At 45.3% G+C, this 18,344-nt stretch carries 14 protein-coding genes; 13 read left to right on the forward strand and 1 reads right to left on the reverse strand.

The genetic code is table 11. The features are described 5' to 3' along the window. Positions 1-2: 2 nt before the first annotated feature. The 5 genes from BC643_RS20410 (at position 3) to BC643_RS20430 (ending at position 7,143) form a co-directional block, all read left to right on the forward strand. Complete coding sequence (locus BC643_RS20410) at positions 3-995, forward strand: endonuclease/exonuclease/phosphatase family protein (RefSeq protein ID WP_120275141.1); 993 nt, start codon at positions 3-5, stop codon at positions 993-995. 64 nt (positions 996-1,059) lie between these two features. Next, entirely contained in the window at positions 1,060-3,075 is a 2,016-nt protein-coding gene (gene uvrB / locus BC643_RS20415; RefSeq protein ID WP_170154642.1) for an excinuclease ABC subunit UvrB, read from the forward strand. 143 nt (positions 3,076-3,218) lie between these two features. Continuing rightward, positions 3,219-4,478, forward strand: coding sequence for a DUF819 family protein (locus tag BC643_RS20420; protein WP_120275143.1), 1,260 nt, complete (start codon positions 3,219-3,221; stop codon positions 4,476-4,478). Positions 4,479-4,987: 509 nt separating this feature from the next. Continuing rightward, positions 4,988-5,389 carry a hypothetical protein gene (locus BC643_RS20425; protein WP_120275144.1) on the forward strand — a complete coding sequence of 134 codons (402 nt, stop codon included), beginning with the start codon at positions 4,988-4,990 and terminating at the stop codon, positions 5,387-5,389. Positions 5,390-5,496: 107 nt separating this feature from the next. Further along, positions 5,497-7,143, forward strand: a complete 1,647-nt coding sequence (locus BC643_RS20430) for a SulP family inorganic anion transporter (protein ID WP_120275145.1) — start codon at positions 5,497-5,499, stop codon at positions 7,141-7,143. Here BC643_RS20430 and BC643_RS20435 read toward each other — a convergent pair. Beyond that, positions 7,140-7,673: a DUF3124 domain-containing protein gene (locus tag BC643_RS20435; protein WP_120275146.1), complete on the reverse strand. Its 534-nt coding sequence runs from the start codon at positions 7,671-7,673 to the stop codon at positions 7,140-7,142. The two genes, BC643_RS20430 and BC643_RS20435, sit on opposite strands and share 4 nt — an antisense overlap. Positions 7,674-7,797: 124 nt before the next feature. Between BC643_RS20435 and BC643_RS20440 the strand changes: the two genes are divergently transcribed. The 8 genes from BC643_RS20440 (at position 7,798) to BC643_RS20475 (ending at position 18,164) form a co-directional block, all read left to right on the forward strand. Then, positions 7,798-8,778 carry an alpha/beta hydrolase gene (locus BC643_RS20440; RefSeq protein WP_120275147.1) on the forward strand — a complete coding sequence of 327 codons (981 nt, stop codon included), beginning with the start codon at positions 7,798-7,800 and terminating at the stop codon, positions 8,776-8,778. Beyond that, positions 8,768-9,607 (forward strand): endonuclease/exonuclease/phosphatase family protein, encoded by an 840-nt coding sequence (locus BC643_RS20445; RefSeq protein WP_120275148.1) that lies wholly within the window; start codon positions 8,768-8,770, stop codon positions 9,605-9,607. The genes BC643_RS20440 and BC643_RS20445 overlap by 11 nt, the downstream gene beginning before the upstream one ends. Positions 9,608-9,661: 54 nt before the next feature. Further along, on the forward strand, positions 9,662-10,705 hold the full coding sequence (locus BC643_RS20450; RefSeq protein WP_120275149.1) for an NAD(P)/FAD-dependent oxidoreductase: 1,044 nt from the start codon (positions 9,662-9,664) through the stop codon (positions 10,703-10,705). 40 nt (positions 10,706-10,745) lie between these two features. Then, the gene (locus BC643_RS20455) at positions 10,746-12,110 is read left to right on the forward strand and encodes an alanine/glycine:cation symporter family protein (protein ID WP_120275150.1); all 1,365 of its coding nucleotides are present in this window, start codon (positions 10,746-10,748) and stop codon (positions 12,108-12,110) included. A gap of 178 nt (positions 12,111-12,288) precedes the next feature. Further along, a complete protein-coding gene (locus tag BC643_RS20460; RefSeq protein WP_120275151.1) occupies positions 12,289-15,018 on the forward strand; it encodes an alpha-L-rhamnosidase in 2,730 nt (909 codons plus the stop codon). 183 nt (positions 15,019-15,201) lie between these two features. Next, positions 15,202-16,416 carry a glycoside hydrolase family 88/105 protein gene (locus BC643_RS20465; RefSeq protein WP_120275152.1) on the forward strand — a complete coding sequence of 405 codons (1,215 nt, stop codon included), beginning with the start codon at positions 15,202-15,204 and terminating at the stop codon, positions 16,414-16,416. Between the two features lie 110 nt (positions 16,417-16,526). Further along, positions 16,527-17,132 (forward strand): RNA polymerase sigma-70 factor, encoded by a 606-nt coding sequence (locus BC643_RS20470; RefSeq protein WP_120275153.1) that lies wholly within the window; start codon positions 16,527-16,529, stop codon positions 17,130-17,132. Between the two features lie 66 nt (positions 17,133-17,198). After that, a complete protein-coding gene (locus BC643_RS20475; RefSeq protein WP_147377294.1) occupies positions 17,199-18,164 on the forward strand; it encodes a FecR family protein in 966 nt (321 codons plus the stop codon). Positions 18,165-18,344 lie beyond the last annotated feature (180 nt).

Here is an 18,344-nt window from a genome sequence, read left to right on the forward strand (position 1 = left end):
ATATGAAAAAGAATTGGCTGATTTTTGTACTGGTGTTGTTCGTGGTTTCCTGCCAAAGCAGCAAAGACCTGAAACACATTACAGTGGCGAGTTACAATGTAGAAAACCTGTTTGATACGGAAGATGATCCGCACATCAACGATAACGAGTTCTTGCCCGGAAGTGATAAAAAGTGGACAACCGAGCGGTATGAGAGAAAGCTGAATGATATTGCGCGTGTTTTGCACGAAATTAGTCCGGATGACTTACCGGAAATTATCGGTTTGGCGGAAATCGAAAATCAAAAGGTGTTGGAAGATTTGGTGAAAACTGAAGCATTGGCGCCGGGTAATTACAAAATTGCGCACCAGGATAGCCCGGATAAACGGGGGATCGATGTGGCGCTGTTGTATCGGCCGGATGCATTTAAACTGATTTCATTTGAGGCGATTCCGGTTGACCCCGGTTTCGCTACCCGCGATATTCTGCATGTTTACGGACAGTTCAAGAAAGAGGAATTTCATTTCTTTGTCAATCACTGGCCTTCGCGAATCGGAGGTTTGGAGAAATCGGAACCAAATCGTGTGGTTGCTGCTGAGACTTTGAAAAAGAAAGTCGATTCAATTTTGGCTGAGAATCCGGATGCCAACATCGTTGTCATGGGAGACATGAACGATGAGCCGCAGAACAAAAGTTTGCAGGAGGTATTGGGAGCGGGTAGTCCTGATAGCAATTCTGAATTGGTGAACCTGATGATGCCTTTGGCGTTGGAAAAGAAGGGAACTTACAATTATCGTGGTACCTGGAATATGCTGGACAATTTGGTGATTTCATCGGGTTTGCTCGATGCTAAAGGCTACAAGGTTACTCCGCCAACCGGCTTTATATTTAGCGAGCCTTGGATGGAATACACCAACAAAGACGGCGAAATATCGCCCAACCGGACTTACGGCGGCCCCAACTATTATGGTGGCGTTTCTGACCATTTTCCGGTGTATTTCGAAATGGAAAAATAGACGATGTTTGAATTTGGGTTTCGGCTAATTCCGGAGCCTCAAACACGAAACTTGAAACTCAATTATGGATTTAAAAGTTGTTGCACCCTACAAGCCCATGGGCGATCAGCCCGAAGCAATCCGACAGATTGCTGAGGGAATCGAAGATAGCGTTCGTTTCCAGACCCTGCTCGGAGTTACCGGCTCGGGAAAAACGTTTACCATGGCCAATGTTATTGAAAAGGTGCAACGTCCAACCTTAATCCTGAGTCATAATAAAACGCTGGCGGCCCAGTTATACGGCGAGATGAAAGCGTTTTTCCCGAATAATGCGGTTGAGTATTTTGTTTCGTATTACGACTATTACCAACCCGAGGCCTATCTGCCTTCATCGGATACTTACATCGAAAAAGACTTGTCGATCAACCAGGATATTGAGAAACTGCGATTGAGTACGACTTCGGCCTTGCTGTCCGGTCGTCGTGATGTGGTTGTGGTGTCTTCGGTTTCGTGCCTGTACGGTATTGGTAACCCGCAGGATTTTCATGCGAATGTTACAGAAGTAACGGTGGGACAGGTGGTGAACCGGAATCAAATGTTACACCGATTGGTCGATGCGCTTTATTCGCGCAACGAAGTTGACTTTCAGCGTGGTAATTTCCGGGTAAAAGGCGACACGGTTGATATTTTCCTGGCCTACGCAGACTCGGCAGTTCGCATTGTTTTTTGGGGAGATGAGGTTGAAGAGATTTACAGCTTCGATCCGGTTGAAGGAGCCATCATCGAAAAGCTGGAGAAAGCGATTATTTATCCGGCTAATATTTTTGTGACGACCAAAGAGCGCATGCAACAATCGATTCGTGAAATTCAGGACGATTTGGTAAAGCAGGTTGAGTTTTTCCGCGAAATCGGCAAGCCTTTGGAAGCTAAACGAATTGAAGAACGGGTGGAATACGATTTAGAGATGATGCGGGAGTTGGGCTATTGTCCCGGTGTGGAGAACTATTCCCGTTATTTCGATGGCCGAGATGCCGGAACACGTCCTTTCTGTTTGCTCGACTATTTCCCGGACGATTTCCTGGTTATTTTGGATGAAAGCCACGTAACCGTTCCGCAGATTCGGGCCATGTACGGTGGCGACCATTCCCGAAAAGTGAACCTGGTGGAATATGGTTTCCGCCTGCCGGCAGCGATCGATAACCGTCCGTTGAAGTTTGAAGAATTCGAGAATCTGATTAATCAGATGTTGTTTGTTAGTGCGACACCTGCCGATTATGAACTCGAAAAATCAGAAGGTGTTGTGGTGGAGCAGATTATTCGCCCAACCGGGCTGCTGGATCCGGTCATCGAAGTTCGTCCGTCGGGTAATCAAATTGATGACCTGATGAACGAGATTCACATTCGTATTGAAAAGAACGAACGGGTGCTGGTGACGACACTGACCAAACGCATGTCGGAAGAGTTGAGCAAGTACCTGATCAATATGGGAATCAAAACACGTTACATTCACTCGGATATTGATACGATGGAGCGGATTGAGATTATGGAAGATCTGCGGAAAGGTGTTTTCAATGTTTTGGTTGGAATCAACTTGCTACGGGAGGGGCTCGATTTGCCGGAAGTATCTCTGGTTGCCATTATTGATGCCGACAAAGAAGGTTTCCTGCGTTCGGAGCGCTCATTGACACAGACTGCAGGCCGAGCCGCGCGTAACATCAACGGGCATGTGATTATGTACGCCGACAAGATTACCGATTCGATGCAAAAGACGATCGATTCGACGAACTACAGGCGTATTCGTCAAATGCAGTTTAACGAGGAAAATGGCATCACGCCGCAACCAATTGTGAAACCAACCCGGGAGATTATTGGTTACGAGTACCGCAGCAATAAGCCACAGGGCTACCAACAGGACGACCGTCCGCTGGATGTTGCAGCTGATCCGGTGGTAGCGCACATGAGCAAGCCCGCCTTGGAAAAAGCGATTGCGAAAACCAAGAAAGAGATGGAAGCGGCGGCAAAAGAACTCGATTTTATTGAGGCAGCCCGTCTTCGCGACGAGATGTATCGCTTGCAGGATATCCTGAAAGAAAAGGTCTAATTAACAATCATTGTGCACTTTTGCCGGTAGATTGAGCATTCTCAGTTGACCGGAAAGCAGATATTACTATATTTGTCATACCAGTTTTTCTGTTGACAAAACCGAAGCTTAGATGTGCTTCACAATCCTGAAAACAATTACAGATGAATAGTACAGAACATGCCGGCGCCCTTATTCAGAGCGACGCCGTTACATTAGGTTTACTGTTCCTGCTTTTGGCAGGAATTTTTTATACCAGTAACTCCAAGATTCCTTTTTTTGCCAAATTCTACAAGGTTGTCCCCATGCTGCTGTTGTGCTATTTTCTGCCCAGCTTGCTGACGACTTTTAAGATTGTTGATGGCGAAAATTCCAATCTGTACTATGTTGCTTCCCGTTACCTGCTGCCTGCCAGTTTGGTTTTGCTGACGCTCAGCATTAACCTGAAAGAGGTTTTTAAGCTCGGGAGTAAAGCACTGATCATGTTCTTCACAGGTACGCTTGGCGTAATTATTGGCGGTCCGCTGGCCATTTTAATTGCTTCGGCCGTTAATCCCGATTTGGTTGGTGGTGCCGGCCCTGAAGCTGTTTGGCGAGGGCTCACCACGATTGCCGGCAGTTGGATCGGTGGTGGGGCCAACCAGGCGGCCATGTACGAAATTTTCAAGCCGTCGGATCACTTATATTCAATCATGATTACGGTAGATGTATTGGTAGCTGAGGTTTGGATGGCCGTATTGCTGATTGGCGTCGGCAAATCACATCGGATCGATAAATTCTTCAATGCTGATGCATCAAGCGTTGAAACCTTGCAAAAAAAGATGCACGACTTTAGTCAGAAGATTGCCCGAATTCCGAGCACGACAGACCTGATGGTCATCCTGGCGATCGGATTGGGAGTAACAGGCCTGTCGCATTTGATTGCCGATTTTGTGGCTCCTTACATTGAAGTGCACGCTGATTATTTGAAGAAATTCAGCCTGACATCGAAATTCTTTTGGCTGATTATTTTGGCGACTACTGGAGGGATCGGATTGTCGTTTACCAAGCTGCGGAATTATGAAGGTGCCGGTGCGTCGAAAATCGGGACCATCTTTATTTATGTGTTGGTGGCTACCATCGGGATGAAAATGGACATCTCCAAAATCTTCGATAATATCGGTTTGTTCGCCGTTGGTGCGATCTGGATGGCAATTCATGTCAGCCTGATGCTCATTGTAGCCAAACTCATAAAAGCGCCATTCTTCTTCCTGGCAGTGGGCAGTAAAGCTAATATTGGAGGTGCGGCCAGTGCACCTGTTGTTGCTGCTGCTTTTCACCCGTCGCTGGCTCCGGTTGGAGTGCTGTTGGCGGTGTTGGGTTACGCCTTGGGAACTTACGGAGCCTGGATATGTGGCTTGCTGATGCAGATAGTTGCCAAGTAATTAACCCCCATTTTATTTGTTTGCAATAATCCTTCAATTTTTGATTGGTGAGCGGTAGGCTAATGCTGGAAAGTATTAGCCTTTTGTTCATATGAAAAAAAATCCAATAATTAACCTGTTTAATTCAATTGGTATTATAAGAGTTAAAATTCTGAATATAAAATCATCTTTTTGGACGGTTTTTCCCCATTTTCTTTTCTTTTTTTCCATTTGTCGAGCCGTTGGAGCCTCATAAAATAATTTTCTTTCAAAATTTAATATGTACACTTGTGCAATTTGAAGTGTTTGAAAGACTTATGTGGCGGCTCTTTCGCCGCTTTTTTCAATTTTGAAGGGCAGTTATGAACAGTGTACTGGTAACAAAAAGAATTTAAAATTATTTGGAGGTTAAATTAATATTAATACTTTCGTGATAGTGTTATTCGAATATTACTAAAGTAAGAGTCAGACTGACGGTAACTTCAGGTAGGGAAGGATGAGTAAGTATTAACAAAAAGAATGTTAACGGTATGAAGTTGTTGAATTTTACTGAAGGAAAAGGTGCAAGGAGAGGAGTGAATGAAGACATCATTCAACTCGTAAGCTGTCCGACTAACGGAAGCGTTTGCACTCAAAATTTGTGTGAAATAAATCGTTTGTTGTCAACTGCACAACAAAGTCGTTTTACGAAGGAATACGGCCGCTCAATTTATAAAATGAAAGAGGCTTTAGCTGTGGCTGACGATATTAAAGTTGAACGCTGCGCCAACTGTGCTGCCTTATTCCGTAAAACTATTCTGTCGTCCATGGATAACGTGAAAGAAGAGTTGGAAGAAATGTCGAAAGGCTATTTCAAGACTCGTTATCGCGAATCCTACAAACAGGTTTCTGTTATGGTGGCGGAACTTAAGCAATCAAGATCTCTGGCCTAATCGATTTCTTATTCTGATTGCGTATAAATTAGACCTAAAACGTTATTCTGGAGAATAACGGGAGCTAATTGTCCCTAATTTTGCACTTTCATTTATAACAATGTTTTATGAATAAGGTGTTTCACCCCAAACTGGTGAGTGTTCTAAAGCAGGGATATTCCAAAGAACAATTTTCGAAAGACCTATTTGCCGGCATCATTGTCGGCATTGTTGCTTTACCCCTGGCCATTGCTTTTGCCGTGGCTTCCGGTGTATCGCCCGAAAAAGGGTTGATTACGTCTATTGTAGCTGGCTTGATTATTTCATTGCTCGGCGGTAGTCGGGTGCAGATTGGTGGCCCAACCGGCGCTTTTATCGTCATTGTATATGGTATACTTCAAACCTACGGGTTGGATGGGCTGATCATCTCAACAATTATGGCCGGCATCTTCCTGATCGCTTTCGGCCTCTTGAAATTAGGCTCGTTGCTGAAGTTTATTCCACACCCATTGGTGGTTGGTTTTACCAGTGGCATTGCACTGGTCATTTTTACAACTCAAATTAAAGACGCGCTCGGGCTGCAGCTGGACAAGTTGCCTTCGGAATTTTTGCCCAAGTGGGGAACCTATATATCACATCTGGGCGATGTGAACCTTGTCGCATTGGTCATCACCATTGTGACGATCCTGATATCAGTCTATTTTAAAAAGATTACAACGAAGATCCCCGGATCATTCGTTGCCATTATATTGGTGACGGCAGTAGTGCAGATATTTAAACTTCCGGTGTCGACCATTGAAACTGTTTTTGGCGATATTCCGCAAAGCATTAGTCTCACCGTTCCGTCAATCGATTTCAGCCAGTTACATGTTTACCTTGCTCCGGCTTTAACCATCGCTTTGTTGGGCGGAATTGAAAGTTTGTTGTCGGCAGTTGTGTCCGACGGTATGATTGGCGGAAATCACCGTTCCAACACGGAATTAATTGCGCAGGGGATTGCCAATGTCGTGACTCCCTTTTTCGGTGGAATTCCGGCAACCGGCGCTATTGCCCGCACGGCAACTAATGTGAAAAACGGTGGCCGTACGCCGATTGCCGGAGCAGTTCATGCGGTTACCTTGCTGTTTATCATGTTGTTTTTCGGGCAATGGGCAAAGCTGATCCCGATGTCCTGTTTGGCGGGTATCCTGATTGTTGTCTCTTACAACATGAGTGAATGGCGTTCGTTCGTTTCCATTATGAAAGGTTCCGCCTTCGATATTTTAATTCTGTTGGTGACTTTCTTTTTAACTGTTTTGGTTGACCTGACTTTCGCCATTGAAATAGGCATTGTGCTTTCGGCTTTATTGTTTATGAAACGCATGGCTGACGCGGGCACCAAGCCCGAATTTGAAGTGGACTCGGATGTTCTCGAAAATTATTCAAACTTACCAAAGGAGTTGGGTATCTACGAAATTAGTGGCCCGTTCTTTTTTGCCTCTGCCAAACAATACAGCTCAACCTTAAAGCAAATCGGGTTGAAATCAGAGGTTTTGATTATCCGGATGCGTCACGTTCCTTTTATCGATTCAACTGGATTGCACAATTTGAAAGATGTCGTGAAGCAGATTCAAAGCAACGGCACAACCGTATTTTTGTCTGGCGTTCGCCCAAACGTAGCGAAGGATATGGAAAAAGGAAAGCTGTTCGAACTGATTGCACCCGAAAATGTGTTGCCCGCTTTTGATCAAGCGTTGTTGAAGGCATCGGAATGTCTTCGTAATAAGGCCGTTTAATCCCGGAATTCCTGTTTTACGACTTTGGCTTCGGTTAAAAAGGAAAGCCCTTGTTGGTTGCTGGTTCCGGTCATTACAGCCTGAATCAGCAACTGGCTTGCATTTTCATCGGCGCCCCATTCAACCAGGAAACTGGCACCGGCACCCCCTTTGTCTTCTTCGTATTCCACGACAAATTCAATCGACTCCAGCGGTTTTAGGAGGATGGTCGAGTCGATGTATTTTCGTAACTGTTTCCCGTATGAGTCATTGTAATTTGCACTGAAAATATACACCGTATCTGTTAGTGACGTATTTCGAACGCTGAGCGTTGAAGTCAGCAAGAAGCGTTTTGTTCCATCCATATGATAGATGTCTGAGTAAACCGGTATGTAGTCGGTTTCCAAATATTTGACAGCGTCCGAATCCAGTTCAACGAAGGTGTATTGATGGCTGGGATGTTGCATCTTTTTCAGGTTTTCGGCTTTCTTTTCCGGCTGGCAGGAAAGGAGAATAACAGAAACCAGAAGTAAAACAGGAAACGCTTTCATGGGCCTAAAATTAAGAAGTCATTTTACAAGTGGGGTGACAAAACTGCAGTTGCCCCGGCACTTTTTTTTCCTAAATTAGCAAAGTATACAAACTAAACCTCAATCAACGACAATAACTTACAAAATGAAGTACACGATTTTCCTTTTTTCATTCCTCCTTTTTATTTGGCAAAATGTATCAGCGCAGGAACGCTATGCCGAACAGGTAGTCGATTCTGTGATGGTTGACACTTACACCTATGCAGAGAAAGACAATCAAAAACTGGACTTGGATATTTATCAGCCTGCTTTTGACAGTGCTGTTGATCGCCCCGTTGTTTTATTTGTTCATGGTGGCGGTTTTTCCGGAGGGAAAAGAGATACACCCGAGAATCAGAAGTTTTGTAAACGGCTGGCGGAATACGGTTACGTGGCAGTTTCAGTCAGTTACCGCCTGACGCGGCAAGGAACAGCTACCGGTTTTGGTTGCGATTGCCCGGCCGACGAGAAGCTGAAAACGTTTCAGGCAGCAGTTGATGATTTGCAGGATGCGACTTACTTCCTGATTGAACGATGGGAGCAGTTTGCCATCGATCCGCATAAAATAATTTTAGCTGGTAGCAGCGCTGGTGCCGAAACCGTGCTGAAGGCCGCTTTTCAACCACCGTATTGCTACGGACTGGACTCAGGACCGGTATCGTACGCTGGTGTTATTAGCATGGCAGGCGCTATTTCTGATATCAATGCCATTTACGAGGAATCAGCAGTGCCTGCACTGTTTTTCCACGGAACATCCGATAACTTGGTGCCCTATGCAACGGCACCACATCACTACTGTTCCGAAGGAAGCCCAGGATATTTGATCTTGTATGGTTCTTATTCAATGGCAGAACGTTTGCGTGAATTGGGCAAACCTTATTGGCTGCACACCACTTGCGGTGGGAATCATGCCATTGCGGGTACACCGAAGACGGAATATTTTGATGAGATCATCGAGTTTTGTTACGATTTTGTGCTGAAAGGAGAGAAGAAGCAGATTCATACGATTATTGACGGGGAGCACAAAGGCGATTATCCGGAATACAATTTCTGTACGCAGGAAAAACAAGAAAGCAATGAAGAATAAGAGTTTGCTGATTCTGTTGGCGATTCTGATCGCCGATTCCGTTCAGGCCATCGACTTGAAAGTGATGACCTGGAACATTCGTTACAACAACCCGGGGGATGGGGAAAATGCATGGCCGCTTCGGAAAGACCATGTGATCGATTTGATTTTGGACCGCGCACCTGATGTTTTCGGTTTGCAGGAAGCTTTGCTCGGGCAGGTCAACGATATTGCGTCTCGCTTGCCGGGATACGATTGGGTTGGCGTTGGTCGCGATAACGGCATTAACGCCGGGGAGTATTCTCCGATCTTTTACGATTCGCGCCGTTTTCAGTTGAAAGAACAGGGTTGGTTCTGGCTGTCGGAAACACCCGGTGTGCCCAGTAAAGGATGGGACGCCGCTTTCCCGCGTATTTGCACCTACATCAAACTGGAAGAGTACGATAGCCGACGCAATTTTTGGGTATTCAACACGCATTTCGATCATGTTGGTGAAGAGGCGAGGAAGGAAGCGGCGAAATTGATTTTCGATAAAATGAAGGAGTTGAATGAAGATAAACTTCCTGTTATACTGACCGGTGATTTTAACCTGACGCCCGACGCCGATCCGATGAAATGGTTAATGCGCAAAATGCACGATACCCGCGATATGTCGGAAGCAGCGCCTGAGGGACCAGAGGGAACCTTCAACGGATTCGATTTCAACAGTCCGCTGGAGAAACGGATCGACTACATTTTTGTGAACCGCAAGGTAGAAACTGTTCGAAAATATAGCGTTTTAAAGGACTCGTACGATCAGAAATATCCGTCGGATCATTTGCCGGTTTTCGTGGAGATTTGGTTTAAGTAGCTCAAAATTTTCCTTTCAGCTGAACAAATTCCGAGGCAAACTGTCCTGTCGGGTATGAAAACTGATTTCATTATCGTAGGGCAGGGGCTTGCCGGTACGTTGTTGGCTCACGAGCTGATCAAGTCGGGGCAATCCGTTCAGGTGATTGATTCACCAAACTTTCAAAAAGCATCTGCAGTTGCCGCGGGTTTGATCAATCCCGTGGTTTTTCGCCGATTGACTAAAAGCTGGCTGATTGATGATTTGTTTCCGAAACTCGAGGAAACTTACGCCGAATTGGAAGCGCTCTTAGTGACGAAGATTTATTACCCAACGAAAATCCGCAAGGTCTTCGGTTCGGGCGAGGCCGACTTTTGGCAAAAGAAATCGGCGGAGAATGGACTTTCGTCTTATTTGAGAATCACTCCGGATGATTCACCCTATAACAGATTGAAATTAGAGCACGGAAGCGGTTGGGTTGAAAAAGCGGGCCGTGTTGATTTACAAAGTCTATTGAATGGATTCAGGGAATACCTGATTCAAAAGGAATGTCTGCATGAACTGAATTTCGATTATTCCAGATTGGTCATTCATTCTGATCGCGTTGACTATGGCGATCTCGAAGCAGGCAAAATCATTTTTTGCGAAGGACACCGTGCATCGCAGAATCCTTTCTTTCAACAAATTCAGTTTAAACACACCAAAGGAGAGGTATTTCGGGTGCAGGCGAATAATTACAATGCCGACTTCATTCTGAATAAAGCTTTCTTTTTAATGCCTGTTAGGAATAACGAATTCCGAATGGGAGCAACCTATGATTGGAATAACCTGAACGAAATTACAACCTCTGATGCCAGAGAAGAATTGTGCGAAAAGTTGGAACAGGTATTTTCCGGCGATTATAAAATCACGGAACATGTAGCCGGCATTCGGCCTACCACGCACGACCGGCGGCCCATTTTGGGACTTCATCCCGAATTTTCGCAAGTCGGCATTTTTAATGGTTTGGGTTCCAAAGGTTGCATGCTGGGGCCGTACTTCGCAAAACAATTTTCGGACATGTTGATTGATAAATCAAGTTTAATTCATCCTGAAGTCAGATTGAGCCGCTATTGCTAAACAAAAAGAATGATTATCTTGACCGGAAATAGAACACAAGATGCTTGAAAAATTTGGTGAACTGATTGTAACGTCTTCCGACTTCATGTGGGGAATTCCGGTTTTGGTGTTGTTATTAGGAGGAGGTTTTTATTTTCTGGTAATTACACGTTTGGCACCAATTAAATACATTGGCCACGCCATTCAAATCATACGCGGCAAATACGATGACCCGAACGAGGCCGGCCAGCTGAAACACTACCAGGCATTGTCGACGGCTTTGGCCGGAACAGTGGGGATGGGGAATATCAGCGGCGTTGCTGTGGCCATCACCATGGGCGGTCCGGGAGCCATCTTTTGGATGTGGATCTCGGCACTACTCGGTGTCTCCACCAAATTTTTTACCTGTTCGCTGGCTGTTATGTATCGTGGAAAGGACAGTGCCGGCGAAATTCAAGGCGGTCCCATGTACGTGATTACTGAAGGGCTGGGACGTCGTTGGAAACCTTTGGCTATCTTTTTTTCGGTGATGGCCATGTTGGGGGTGTTGCCAATATTCCAGTCGAATCAGCTCACCCAGGTTATTCGCGACGTGTTTTTGGTTCCCAACGGAATTCACCGCTCGGTGATGACAGATATGATTATCGGCTCCGTGATGGCGATTATTGTCGCGATTGTTGTTCTTGGTGGCGTAAAGCGGCTCGGAAATGTAACAGGGCGCATGGTTCCGGTGATGGTTGTCGTTTATATTGTTGCTGTATTATACATCATTTTCTCACACCCCTCGGAAATTATTCCGAGTTTCCGACTCATTTTTGAAGACGCATTTACCGGAAAGGCAGTGGTGGGTGGTTCGCTTGGTGCGATCATCATCACCGGTGTGCGCCGTGCCGCTTTTTCAAACGAAGCGGGTATGGGAACAGCTCCAATGGCACACGGAGCTGCCAAAACCAACGAGCCGATTCGCGAAGGATTGGTGGCCATGTTGGGACCAATTATCGATACCATCATTGTTTGTACAATGACTGCCTTAGCAATCATTATAACAGGAGTCTGGACGCACAGTTCGTCCGACGGAATTACCTTGACAGCGGAGGCTTTCAATGATGCAATTCCTTACGGATCTTATGTCTTGTTGGTGTGCGTAATCTTCTTTTCACTCTCAACCATGTTTGCTTTTCCGTATTATGGCAGCAAATGTTTAAGCTTTGTCGCTGGCGCCAAATACCAGCATCTGTACCATTACTTTGTAGTCGTTTTGGTGGTGGTTGGTGCAGTTTCTCAGATGCGCGTTATCGTCGCGTTTATCGATCTGGCCTTCGCCCTGATGGCTTTCCCAACGATGATTAGTGCTTTGCTTCTTTCGGGTAAAGTACGGAGGGCAGCCGTTGATTATTTTCGTCGGTATAAAGCGGGTGAATTCTGAAAATAGCGTTTGCAGCGTTGGTGTTCCGTTGAATAATTGCAAGAAAGACCTCAAAGGTTTCAAAAAGAAATTTTCCTTTTGTACATTTGACTGTTTTTGAAAAATCGTCTTAATTCGGTATTTTGTGATCTGCGATTTAAGACGGGGAATTTGCCAAACCTATCAAACGAAATAACTTATGCGATCAGTTTTGAAGAAATTGCTATTTCTTTTCTTTACTGTGTTGTGCCTGTTTTCTGCTGCATTTGCACAAATTGAAGTAAGCCGTTTATTTGTCGAAAATAAGATTAACCCGGTTGGGGTTAGTGTCATGTACCCGAGGCTTTCGTGGACTTTGGAGTCCTCAAAACGAAACGTCAGCCAATCGGCTTTTGATATTCGGGTAAGTGAAAGTCTCGAATCGCTTCAGAAGGGAGTGGATCTGATTTTCAGCACCGGAAAGATTCCTTCGGACCAGTCTGTTCACGTTCAGTTTACAGGAAATACCCTCAAACCCGGCCGCAAATATTACTGGCAGGTTCGGGTGTGGGATCAGAACGATCGGGTGTCCAAGTGGAGTGCTCCGAACTACTGGATCATGGGAATCATGGGCCCCGAAAATTGGCGGGCCAAGTGGATTCGTCCCGGAGTGAGTGAGCGCGATGGCCAAAAATTGCCATTGATGCGGACAGAGTTTGCTTTGCAAAAGAAAGTTAGGATGGCGACAGTTTTTATTACGGCACATGGCATGTACGAGGCTGAAATTAACGGAAAGCGGGTTGGCGATCTGTACCTGACTCCGGGGTGGACCAGCTACAACAAACGCCTGCAATATCAGACATACGATGTAACCGACTTTCTAAAGGACGGTAAAAACGCGATTGGTGTTTCATTGGGCAATGGTTGGTATCGCGGCAAAATTGGTTTCAATCCCAAAACCGGTTTCTACGGAGAAGACCTGGCTTTGCTTTTCCAGATGCAGATTATTTACGAGGATGGAACGACCGAAAATATTTTGTCGGACGGGAGCTGGCGTTCGGCACTGGGGCCGATCCTTGATTCTGAGATCTACGACGGAGAGACCTTCGACGCTCGGTTGGCGTTGAAAGGTTGGTCGGAACCTGGTTTTGTCGATGTGGACTGGTCGGCGATAAAATTGGCCAACTTCCCGGTAATTAATTTAGTGACTACCGAGAATGAACCGGTGAGGAAGCAGGAAGAGTTTAAGCCTGCGAAAATAATTACGACGCCCAAGGGTGAAAAGGTGATTGATTTTGGACAAAACCTGGTTGGATGGGTGCAGGTAAAAGCGACCGGGAAAGCTGGCGACAAGATTACAATTCAGCATGCAGAGGTGTTGGACAAAGACGGGAATTTTTACACGGCAAACCTGCGGACTGCCAAACAAACAAATACCTATATTTTGAAGGGCGGAGGACAGGAAACCTTCGAGCCTCACTTTACGTTCCAGGGATTTCGCTTCATAAAGGTGGAAGGATATCCTGGTGAACTGAATCCGGAAAACTTCAAGGCCATCGCGCTTTACTCGGATTTGTTACCCACAGGGAACTTTTCATGTTCCGATGATTTTGTAAACCGCTTGCAAAAAAATATACAATGGAGCCAGCGAGGTAATTTCGTTGATGTTCCAACAGACTGCCCGCAACGCGACGAACGTTTGGGCTGGACCGGTGATGCGCAGGCATTTGCTTCGACTGCCGCTTTCAACTTCAATGTAAATAGCTTTTATGCCAAGTGGTTGAAAGATGTGGCTGCCGATCAGGCCGAGGACGGAAGTGTTCCGTACGTGGTGCCCAATGTATTGGGTGACGAGTGTAGTCCGGGTTGGGGCGATGTGGCCACAATAGCGCCGATGGAAATCTACCGTTCATACGGTGACAAGGTGCTGTTGGAAAATCAGTATGCTAGCATGAAGGCTTGGGTAGATTACATTCGGAATACGGCGCAAAATAATTTGTGGCGCCCGAAACAATCTTTCGGCGACTGGTTATTTTTCCGTCCTGATGACGATAACAGCGGGAGGGCTGCATCGACTGATAAAGATTTAATTGCCCAATGTTTCTATGCTCACTCAACTCAACTGCTGATTGATGCAGCAAAAGTGTTGGAGATGGATTACGATGTACATGTGTACGATTCCTTGCTGACCAAAGTGAAAGAAGCTTTTGTGCATGAGTACCTGACACCGAGCGGGCGAATGGTTTCAGGCACGCAAACCGCTTACGTGCTGGCACTGGAATTTGACATGTTGCCGGAGGGCCTGCGCGATGACGCGGTGGCTCGTTTGGTTACCAATATTCACGAATACGATGATCACCTGACTACCGGATTTTTGGGAACACCGTACCTGTGTCACGTACTTTCTGAAAACGGGCAAAGTGAACTGGCGTATAAACTGCTGCTGGAAAAATCGTATCCATCGTGGTTATACCCTGTTACGATGGGCGCAACAACTATTTGGGAACGGTGGGATGGTATAAAACCCGACGGATCGTTTCAAACGCCCAACATGAATTCATTCAACCACTACGCGTACGGCGCCATTGGTAACTGGATGTATCGCGAAGCCGCTGGCATTAAGACCGATCCGGATGTTCCCGGCTACAAGGCGATTCTAATAAAGCCGATCGTTACGCAGAAACTGAATTTTGTGAAGGCAGATTTGCTTACCTATTACGGAAAAGTTGTATCGGAATGGCGTTGGTCGCAAGGCCAGCTAATTTTAAATGTGTCAATTCCGATTAATACCTCGGCGAAAGTTTATGTCCCGGCTTCATCGATCGACAAGGTGAAAGAAAGCGGCAAAAGCTTGACAGGACACCGCGAAGTTGAGGTCATTGGTCAGGAAGGTGTTTATGTGGTCGTAAAATTAGGCTCCGGTAATTATTCGTTCACTGTTAGTCGCTGAAAAGCATGAGCACCATTCTATGGGTTTATTTATGTAGTTGGCTCTTTGGGCGTTTTTTAGGGAGATTGAAGGAGTCAGTCTGACGATTTAACCCCCTAAAACGGATAGTTTGTCGGGAGTCTGTCAGCTTGCTGGGATTTATTTTTGTGTCCGGTAACAGATTAATAAATCAAGCAAGAACTGATGAAAACGATCAAATCTATCACTCTGGCGCTGCTCGCTGCCTTAATGCTTTTGGGTACATCCTGTAGCCAAACTAAAAAAACAGAAGAAATTTCGCCAATCCAATGGGGAATCAAAATGGCCGATTCTGATATGGCGCGTTTCCCGGATGCTTCGATGCTGGACTGGTCAAAAGAACCAAAGTGGAGCTATACGCAAGGATTGGTAACCCTGGCACTTCAACGTTTATACAACGAAACCGGTGATCAAAAATATTACGATTATGGTTTTGCTTACGCTGATAAAATGATCAACGAAGATGGTTCAATCGTATCGTACAACATGGAGAAATACAACCTCGACCTGGTGAATTCCGGAAAAATCCTTTTCGAAATTTATGAGAAAACAGGTGACGAGCGGTTTGCAAAAGCGATGGATTTGCTGAATGAGCAGCTCAAAAACCAACCAAAAACTTCCGACGGCGGATACTGGCACAAGAAAGTTTACCCGTTTCAAATGTGGTTGGATGGCGTTTACATGGCTGACCCATTCCATGCGCAATACGGCAAAGTGTTTAATAAGCCAGAGGCTATCGACGATGCGATGCACCAGGTTTTCACCATTCAAAAACATACACACGATACCATTACCGGTTTAAATTTCCACGGGTGGGATGAAAGCCGCGAGCAAGCCTGGGCCGATTCAATTACCGGACTTTCACAACATGTTTGGGGACGTGCGCAGGGCTGGTACGCCATGGCACTGGTTGACATTCTGGATTTTATACCGGCAGATCACCCGCAAAGAGTAGCATATCTGGATGTTTTGAAAACGGTTTATGCAGCTATCCTGAAAGCTCAGGATCCGGCGACAGGTGTTTGGTGGCAGGTCATGGATGAGCCTGCTCGCGAAGGAAACTGGCTGGAATCTACCTGCTCCAGTATGTTTGTTTACGCCTTTGCCAAAGCAAACCGCATGGGATACGTGGATGATTCGTACATGGAAGCTGCCAAAAAAGGCTTCGACGGCATGCTGAAGACCTTCATCAAAACAGAAGATGATGGCAAAATCTCGCTGACACAATGTTGCGCTGTTGCCGGTTTGGGTGGAAATCCTTATCGCGACGGGTCATACGAATATTACATTTCGACAGAGATTCGCGATAACGATCCGAAGGGTGTTGGCCCATTTGTTATGGCGGCAATTGAACTGCAAAAAGATATCGACAAAAAATAATAGTGGATCAGAAAATAGATTTTCAAACCAAAGAGGGAGGCTATGACGATAGCAGCCCTCTTTTTTTACCTTTATTACGCGAAATCTGCTAATTTAGGCAGACTAAAAATTTGACGAAATTGGCAGGATCGGGGAATCAAGAAGAGCAATTTATTATTCAACGAATGATTGAAGGCGACAAACGGGCCTTCAAATATTTCTTTGACAAGTATTACCGCGAGCTCTGTAATTTTGTCAATATTTACCTGAAAGACGAGATGCTTGCCGAAGAGGTAGTGCAGGATATCTTCGTTTACTTTTGGGAAAACAAGCAAAAAATAAAAATCCATTCTTCAGTTAAAGCCTACCTGTTCGGTGCGTCGAAATATAAAAGTTTGAACGTGCTTCGTTCGCAGAAAGACAACCTGGTTTGGTTTGATGCCATTGAGGCGAGCGAAAGTTATATCGACGAGATTCCGATGGAGCAGTTCTCCGGTATCGAGGAATTTCGACAAATACTGAATGATGCGATATTGCAACTTCCTGAAAAATGTCGCGAGATTTTTTTACTCAGCAAAAAGCAGGAACTATCCAACAAACAAATAGCCGAACAACTGGGGGTGTCCGTTAAAACAGTTGAAAATCAGATGACAATCGCGTTGAAAAAGTTGCGAAGCTGTCTGGAGCCGCACCGCGACAAAATCTTTCTACTCTTCCTGCTCGATTTTTTCAAATAAAAAAAATGAAATTCTTTTAGGGGTATTTACGTGTTGCTGTTACTTAATGGTAAAAGCGGCCTAAACATGGAAAACGAAATCCCTTGGGGGAAAATACAATATTACCTGATTCATTCGGATGAAAAGCCGGATGAAGAGCTTCAGCAATGGCTACAAAAATCGGATTATAACAGGAAATTATGGGGAGAAGTTAAACTGACTTATCTGATCTCGGGCGAACTCCCTCGTGAGTTTGAGCCGGATCAAAAAGTAGCTTGGAGCAAAATTGAAAACCGGATTGCAGCAAAGCAACGGAGGGTGAGATTGAATCCGGTTTTCTTAAAAGTTGCAGCTTCCATACTCCTGTTTTTTGTCGGTGGCCTGGCAGGCTACTACCTTATGCAGCACCAGGAGGTACAATATGCTGAAGTGTTTTCACCTTATGGCCACAAAACCAAAGTCGTATTACCCGACCAATCTGTCGTTTGGCTCAACGGCAACTCCTCCTTGAAATATGCAACAAATTTTGAGCATTCGCGGGATGTGCAATTAACCGGAGAAGCATTGCTGCAGGTGACCAAAGATCCCGGTAACGTATTTCGTTTGCGTTCCGGCGATGTGAAGGTCGAAGTATACGGAACCAAATTCAATTTTAAACACTACTCAAATGATCAGAATGCTGAAGTGGCTTTGATCGAGGGAAGTGTGGGCTTGTTCAACCGCGATAAATTGCTGACCAAGATGACTCCGGGGCAAGTTGCGAACCTGAATCCGGAAACAAATAAACTGGAAGTTAGCAGCGAAAATATGGACATGATCGTATCGTGGAGCACCGATGAACTGGTTGTTGAGAACCAGTCGTTCGGCGAAGTTTTGAAATACCTGGAACGCTGGTACGGCGTCGAGTTTCACTACGACAAGAGCATTGATTTGCAGCAGCGTCTGAGTTTCAAAGTTAAAACTGAAAGTCTGCCCGAACTGCTTTCAACTATCGGATACTTAACATCAATCAAATATCGAATCGAAGGTAAAAATGTTGAACTCTCAAAATGAAACCAATGAAATAAAAGAATCGGATTAAAAATGCAAAAAGGCTTGCTGCGCTAACAGCAAACCTTCCAAATGAATTTTGTTTAATCGCGTTCCTGCAAGTCGATAAGCGCCAACCCATTGAGCTTGCAGTAATGCACAAAATGTATCACAAACTTATGAAAAAAAAATTGAACGCCGGAG

It is taken from the genome of Mangrovibacterium diazotrophicum, from assembly GCF_003610535.1.
In the GTDB taxonomy this organism is placed as follows: Bacteria; Bacteroidota; Bacteroidia; order Bacteroidales; family Prolixibacteraceae; genus Mangrovibacterium; species Mangrovibacterium diazotrophicum.

Bases quoted from the DNA above. Each gene is read 5' to 3' on its own strand.
- BC643_RS20410 (WP_120275141.1), top strand. From the start codon at position 3: ATGAAAAAGAATTGGCTGATTTTTGTACTGGTGTTGTTCGTGGTTTCC.
- uvrB (WP_170154642.1), top strand. From the start codon at position 1,060: ATGGATTTAAAAGTTGTTGCACCCTACAAGCCCATGGGCGATCAGCCC.
- BC643_RS20420 (WP_120275143.1), top strand. From the start codon at position 3,219: ATGAATAGTACAGAACATGCCGGCGCCCTTATTCAGAGCGACGCCGTT.
- BC643_RS20425 (WP_120275144.1), top strand. From the start codon at position 4,988: ATGAAGTTGTTGAATTTTACTGAAGGAAAAGGTGCAAGGAGAGGAGTG.
- BC643_RS20430 (WP_120275145.1), top strand. From the start codon at position 5,497: ATGAATAAGGTGTTTCACCCCAAACTGGTGAGTGTTCTAAAGCAGGGA.
- BC643_RS20435 (WP_120275146.1), bottom strand. From the start codon at position 7,673: ATGAAAGCGTTTCCTGTTTTACTTCTGGTTTCTGTTATTCTCCTTTCC.
- BC643_RS20440 (WP_120275147.1), top strand. From the start codon at position 7,798: ATGAAGTACACGATTTTCCTTTTTTCATTCCTCCTTTTTATTTGGCAA.
- BC643_RS20445 (WP_120275148.1), top strand. From the start codon at position 8,768: ATGAAGAATAAGAGTTTGCTGATTCTGTTGGCGATTCTGATCGCCGAT.
- BC643_RS20450 (WP_120275149.1), top strand. From the start codon at position 9,662: ATGAAAACTGATTTCATTATCGTAGGGCAGGGGCTTGCCGGTACGTTG.
- BC643_RS20455 (WP_120275150.1), top strand. From the start codon at position 10,746: ATGCTTGAAAAATTTGGTGAACTGATTGTAACGTCTTCCGACTTCATG.
- BC643_RS20460 (WP_120275151.1), top strand. From the start codon at position 12,289: ATGCGATCAGTTTTGAAGAAATTGCTATTTCTTTTCTTTACTGTGTTG.
- BC643_RS20465 (WP_120275152.1), top strand. From the start codon at position 15,202: ATGAAAACGATCAAATCTATCACTCTGGCGCTGCTCGCTGCCTTAATG.
- BC643_RS20475 (WP_147377294.1), top strand. From the start codon at position 17,199: ATGGAAAACGAAATCCCTTGGGGGAAAATACAATATTACCTGATTCAT.